General features: G+C 73.6%; 6 protein-coding genes. All 6 read right to left on the bottom strand.

The window, feature by feature from the left end:
• A partial coding sequence (locus tag DW309_RS18630) for a phosphotriesterase family protein (protein WP_136046232.1) occupies positions 1-655 on the bottom strand: 655 nt, incomplete at its 3' end.
• Entirely contained in the window at positions 655-1,614 is a 960-nt protein-coding gene (locus DW309_RS18625) for a shikimate dehydrogenase family protein (RefSeq protein WP_136046231.1), read from the bottom strand. The genes DW309_RS18630 and DW309_RS18625, both read right to left, overlap by 1 nt.
• On the bottom strand, positions 1,611-2,576 hold the full coding sequence (locus DW309_RS18620; protein WP_206252555.1) for a phosphoglycerate dehydrogenase: 966 nt from the start codon (positions 2,574-2,576) through the stop codon (positions 1,611-1,613). Before DW309_RS18620 ends, DW309_RS18625 begins: the two co-directional genes overlap by 4 nt.
• Positions 2,576-4,066 carry a xylulokinase gene (gene xylB, locus DW309_RS18615; protein WP_136029490.1) on the bottom strand — a complete coding sequence of 497 codons (1,491 nt, stop codon included), beginning with the start codon at positions 4,064-4,066 and terminating at the stop codon, positions 2,576-2,578. Before xylB ends, DW309_RS18620 begins: the two co-directional genes overlap by 1 nt.
• Positions 4,067-4,075: 9 nt before the next feature.
• Positions 4,076-4,651: a glucose-6-phosphate isomerase family protein gene (locus tag DW309_RS18610; protein ID WP_136046230.1), complete on the bottom strand. Its 576-nt coding sequence runs from the start codon at positions 4,649-4,651 to the stop codon at positions 4,076-4,078.
• A gap of 132 nt (positions 4,652-4,783) precedes the next feature.
• A partial coding sequence (locus tag DW309_RS18605; protein WP_205812870.1) for an acetylxylan esterase family protein occupies positions 4,784-5,378 on the bottom strand: 595 nt, incomplete at its 5' end.

Genomic DNA, 5,378 nt, shown 5'->3' with positions numbered 1-5,378 from the left:
CGGGGTCGCGGTCGGCGTGGGCGAGCACCACCCGATCGCTCGCCACGCCCTCGGCCGCGAGCAGATCGAGCACCTCGTGCGCCGCCGTGCAGAACTCCAGGTGCACCATGACGGGGGCACCGGTCTCGCGGTGCGCGGCCGCCACCGCGTCGAGGGTCGTGCGCTCGAACGGGCTGATGCGCCAATAGTCGATGCCCGCCTTGAGCATCCCCGCGCGCACCGGGGCGCCCGTGGGCGAGGTCGCGACGGGCACATCGGGCGCGGCGAAGACCGCGTCGTCGGAGGCGGGCATGCCGCGGGTGAGGTCCGCCACGAACAGCGCGGACAGCCGCTCCGCGTCCCACACCTGCATCGGGTGGTCGTCGCCGTAGTGGGCTTCGCGGTGCCGCCCCGTGGTCGCGACGATGCCCAGTCCGGTCGCCGCGCTGATGCGGGCCAGCGCCTCCGGGTTCCGGGCGAGCCCGAACGGCGTGGCGTCGACCATCGCGTCGAAGCCGCTCGTCTGCAACGCCGCCGCCTCGTCGCCCGACGCCTGCTCGTCGTCGAGCTCGTCGCCCGGCAGCAGCGGCGACACCTGGAACAGGTGCTCGTGGTAGTTCACGCGCCCGAGCTCCAACGCGTCGACGTCGCCGAGCACCGTGCGCACGACGGGCATCAGCGCACCGACTCCGCTGCCGCGGCCAGCCGCTCCACGGTCTCGGGCGTCAGCTCCAGCTCGAACACGTCGGCCACCACCTGCGACCAGCCGTGGATGAAGTAGCGCCAGCCGTCGACCACGTGCAGGTCGCGCGACGCGCGCTGCGCCTCGGCCTGGTGCAGGAACTCCAGCGACCCGCGGTAGTTGAACTCCCACGCGTACGCGCCCGCGGGGAACACGACCGCGTCGCTGAGCGGCGAGCCGGGACGGTCCTTGCCGAGCCCCGTGGCGTTCGCGATCACGGAACCCGCGGGCGCCGCCGCCACCAGCGCATCGGCCTTCTCCGGCGTCTCCGTCACCACGTAGCGCAGCAGGTCGTCGGGGGTGCCGTGCTGGCGGTGCACCTCGCGCAGGTGGTCGAGCTTGTCCTGCGTGCGCGCGGTCACCGTGATGCGGGCGGGGGCGTCGGTGCGCTCCGCGAGGGCCCAGCTGAGCGCGGTGCCCGAGCCGCCCGCACCCAGGATGACGACCTCCGCCCCGGTGCGGGCGAAGTGGTCGGCGGGCAGGAAGTCGTTCAGGGCGAGGTCGACCGTGATCGGATCCTTCGCGCGGCCCGACAGGCGCGAGCCCCGCTTGGCGATGCTGGAGATCTCGGAGCACGACACCGCGAACGGGTCGAGCTCGTCGAACAGGTCGGACGCCGCCGCGTACACGTTCATCTTGTGCGTGGTCACCAGGGCGCCCCGGTGGTGGGGGTCGTCCCGGATCTGCGCCACCATCGCGCGGTACTGCGCGGGGTCGGCGTCCATCGGCAGGTCGTGGCCCACGAGCCTGCGGGTCGGGAGGTCGAGGATGTCGGCCCAGAGCGGGAACACCTTCATGATCGAGGAGGACGCGGTGGTCACGCCCACGAACCCCATGTAGTCGGCGGTGGCGGTGTCCGCGGCGGGTGCCGCGGTGTCGGCGGTGGTGGTCATCGCATCTCCTGGGGAACGGGCACGGGGTGGGCGGGCTCGGCGCCGCGCAGCACGGCGATCACGTCGTCGAGCGACAGGGAGCCCATGTTGTCGACGGCCTGGGTGGTCTGCGCACCGAGGTGGGGGGTGACGATCACGCGGTCGACGAGATCGGCCGCGAGCAGCGGACTGTCGTGGGCGGCGGTGTCGCCGTCGAGAGTGTCGGCCGCATAGCCGGCAAGCGTGCCGTCGCGCAGGGCCTCGGCCACCGCCTGTTCGTCGACCAGGTCGCCGCGGGCCGTGTTCACCAGCACCGTGCCGCGGCGCATGTCCGCGAGGCGCTCGGCGTCGACCAGCCGCTGTCCGCCCGGCGCGTGCAGGGTGATCACGTCGGCCGCGCGGAACAGCTCGTCGAGCGGGACCGGCTCCGCGCCCTGCGCCCGCACGAGCTCGACGGGAAGGAACGGGTCGGCCGCGAGCACCCGGGAGCCGAAGCCGCTCAGGCGCCGCGCGACACCCTGGCCGATACGGCCGAAGCCCACGATGCCCACGGTCGCGGCACCGAGCTCCCGGCCGCGCCGCACACCCCAATCGCCCGCTCGCACCCGGCGGTCGCCGTCTGGCACGAACCGGAGCGCCGCGAGCATGAGCCCCACCGCGTGGTCGGCGACCGCGTCGGCGTTGGCGCCCGGGGTGTTCGTGACGGGGATGCCGCGCTCCCGGGCCGCCGCGAGATCGACGGCCTCGGTGCCCACGCCGTAGCGTGCCACCACCTTGAGCTTCGGTGCCGCGGCGAGGTGCGCCTCGGTCACGGGACCGGTGCCCGCGATCCACGCGTCGGCCCCGTGCAGCAGCGACCGCAGCTCGTCGAGGTCGTGATGCGCGGGCCCGCGGAGGATGCGGTGCCCCGCCCGCGCCGCGCGCTCCACCAGGTCGAGGTCGCCGTCGGAGAACGAGCGACTGGTGACGAGGATGACGCCCATCAGCGCGGCCGTCCGGCGAACCAGGGCGCGAGCGCGGTGTAGGCGTCGGCGAACCGGGCATGCCGTTCGGCGTACACCGCGTGCCGGGCGGGGTCGGGCGTGAACTCGGCCGTGACCTCGCTCAGCGCCCGCGCCGCCGAGAAGTCGGTCAGCCCGAGACCCACGGCTCCGGTGACCGCCGCGCCGAGGCTGTTCGCCTCTTCCACGATCGTGCGCCGCCGCACGGGAACGCCCCACACATCCGCGAGCACGGAGAGGTACACGTCGCTCTGGGCCCCGCCGCCCACCGCGTCGATGCGGTCGATCACGGCACCCGACTCCCGGAACGCCTGGATGCACGTGAGCAGGTTGAACGCGGTGCCCTCCAGTACCGCCCGCACCAGGTGTGCCCGGCCGTGATGGCGCGCGAGACCCACGAAGGCCCCGCGGGCATCAGGATCCCACAGCGGAGAGCGCTCGCCGAGCAGATAGGGGAGGAAGTAGAGGTCGTCGGTGTCGACGTCGGCCGAGGCCTCGGCGGTCAGGCGTCCGGTCTCGGGGTGCGCGGGATCGGGCGACAGCGCCTCCGCGATCCACTGCACCGACGCGCCGCCCGCCTGCATGGTGGCCGTCGGGACGAACGAGCCGGGCACGACGTTGTCGAACGTGAAGGTGCGCATGGCCGGGTCGTGCAGCGGGGCATCCGCCGCGAACGAGATCCACGACGAGGTGCCCAGGCAGACATAGGCGCCGTCCTCGGGGGCCACGACGCCGGAGCCGACCGCGGCCAGGGGTCCGTCGCCGCCGCCCATCACCACGCGCACTCCGGTGTGCAGGCCCAGGGCCTCGGCCGCCGCGGGGGTGAGGGGACCTGCGATCTGCGTCGACTCCAGGATCTCGGGGAACAGGACCGGGTCGAGCCGAGCGGCTGCCAGCACCTCGCTCGACCACGTGCCGGCGGCCTGGTCGTAGGCGTTCATGCCCGAGGCGTCGGAGCGGTCGGTGGCCAGGCGCCCGGTGAGCCGCAGCACGATGAAGTCCTTCGCGACGCACACCCGGCGCACGCGCGCCCACACGTCGGGCTCGTTGTCGCGCACCCACATGATCTTCTCGACCGAGTAGGTGGGGTTCAGGCGGTGGCCGAGGATGCCGTACGCCCGCTCGGCGCCGAGCGCGGCCTCGAGCTCGCGCTGCTGCGCCCCGGCGCGGGTGTCGGCCCAGATGATGGCGGGACGCGCGGGCTCGCCGTCGCCGTCGAGCAGCACGGCGCCCATCATCTGCCCGCTCACCACGAGCCCCGCGACGTCGGAGGGTGCGGTGGCCGTGCGTGCGAGCAGGTCGCGGGTGGCGGCGACGACCGCGTTCCACCAGTCGTCGGGGTTCTGCTCGGCGATCCCGCCCGCGGCGAAGTGCGCGGGATACGGCACCGTGACCGCGGCGATCAGGCGGCCGTCGTCATGGTGCAGCGAGGCCTTGTTGCCGGTGGTGCCGAGGTCGTGCGCGATCAGCATGGCCGGAGCCTATTCCGCGTACGGGCGCAGGTCGACGCCGGACTCCGCACGGTAGGCGCGCGAGCCCATGCCGTGCTCCAGCACCCACCCGTAGTCGTGCCCCGCGCCGCCCGGGTAGACGGCGAGGAAGGCGTAGGGCTCGTCGCCGGTGTTGACCGAGCGGTGCGCCCAGCCCGGGGGGATGTAGCCGATGGTGCCGGGGAGCATGTCGAGCCACTGGGTGCGCTCGCCGTCGAACATGAGCAGTCCGCCGCGGCCCTTCAGCGCCAGGTAGATCTCGCCATGGTGGTCGGGGTGCTGGTGGCCCTTCGTCATCCACAGCTCGCCCGACGTGTCCCCGGGCATGATCGTCGTGATCGACTGCGGCAGCTCGCGGTCGACCTCGGGCACGGGGGAACTGACGACGGTGTAGACCACCGGGTCGTCGCCCGATGCGGAGGCGGCCCAGGCGTCGTGATCCCGGAACAGGCCCTCGAGGTCGGACATCCGCCGCGTGAGCGTGGGGCCCTCGGGGGAGAGCGTCAGCTTCTCGGCGTCGAAGGCGATGGCCATCGGCGGGATCGGCGGGGTCTGGTACTCGGGCATCGATGCTCCTCGGACGGGATGCTGCGGCGCTGCGCAACCTGTAATGACAAGCTCACTGTACCTGTTATGACAGGTTGCGTCCAGTGCTCGCCTGCGCGGACCCGCGTGCGCGCCTGCGGCATCTCCGGGCGCTCACCGGGCGAGCACGCGCTCCAGATGTTCCCGGCCCTCGCGGATCGCCGCCGCCGTCACGGCCGCCCACCCGGGGTACTCGGCGTGCCCGGCTGGGAGCACGGCGAGCTCGACCTCGCGGGCACCGGCGGCCACGGCGAACTGCCCCTGCGGCGGCACGTACTGGTCCCACAGGGCGGCCTCCACGCGCACCGGCATGCGCGCGAAGCCGATGCTCGTGGAGGAGTCGAACCAGCGCAGCACCTCCCGCGCCTCGGGGTGGCGGCGCACGTGCTGCCGCACGGTCTCGCCGCTGCCGAGGCACCGCACGGCGAGGCGCTCGTCGTACTGCCCGAAGCTCGGCACGATGAGCGTCGCGCCCACGAAGCGCTCGTCCCAGGGCAGCGCCAGCGCACCGATGCCGCCGCCGAAGCTCTCACCGACGTAGTACAGCGGCAGCTCCCCGACGAGCGCGGACAGGGCATCGGCGGCCAGCCACAGGTCGCGTGCGCAGCGGCCGAGCACGTAGCGCTCCGGGTCGTCGATGCCGGCGAGCACGTGCTCCGCGGTCGACTCGGGTGCGCCCACCCCGGCGTTGAGGGCGCCGAGGCCGCGG

The sequence above is a fragment of the Microbacterium sp. K41 genome (assembly GCF_004794395.1).
GTDB lineage: Bacteria > Actinomycetota > Actinomycetes > Actinomycetales > Microbacteriaceae > Microbacterium > Microbacterium sufflavum.
Note: the sequence above shows the minus strand (reverse complement) of the source record. Positions and strands in the feature narration are given on the sequence as shown.

Bases quoted from the DNA above. Each gene is read 5' to 3' on its own strand.
- DW309_RS18625 (WP_136046231.1), bottom strand. From the start codon at position 1,614: ATGACCACCACCGCCGACACCGCGGCACCCGCCGCGGACACCGCCACC.
- DW309_RS18620 (WP_206252555.1), bottom strand. From the start codon at position 2,576: ATGGGCGTCATCCTCGTCACCAGTCGCTCGTTCTCCGACGGCGACCTC.
- DW309_RS18610 (WP_136046230.1), bottom strand. From the start codon at position 4,651: ATGCCCGAGTACCAGACCCCGCCGATCCCGCCGATGGCCATCGCCTTC.
- xylB (WP_136029490.1), bottom strand. From the start codon at position 4,066: ATGCTGATCGCGCACGACCTCGGCACCACCGGCAACAAGGCCTCGCTG.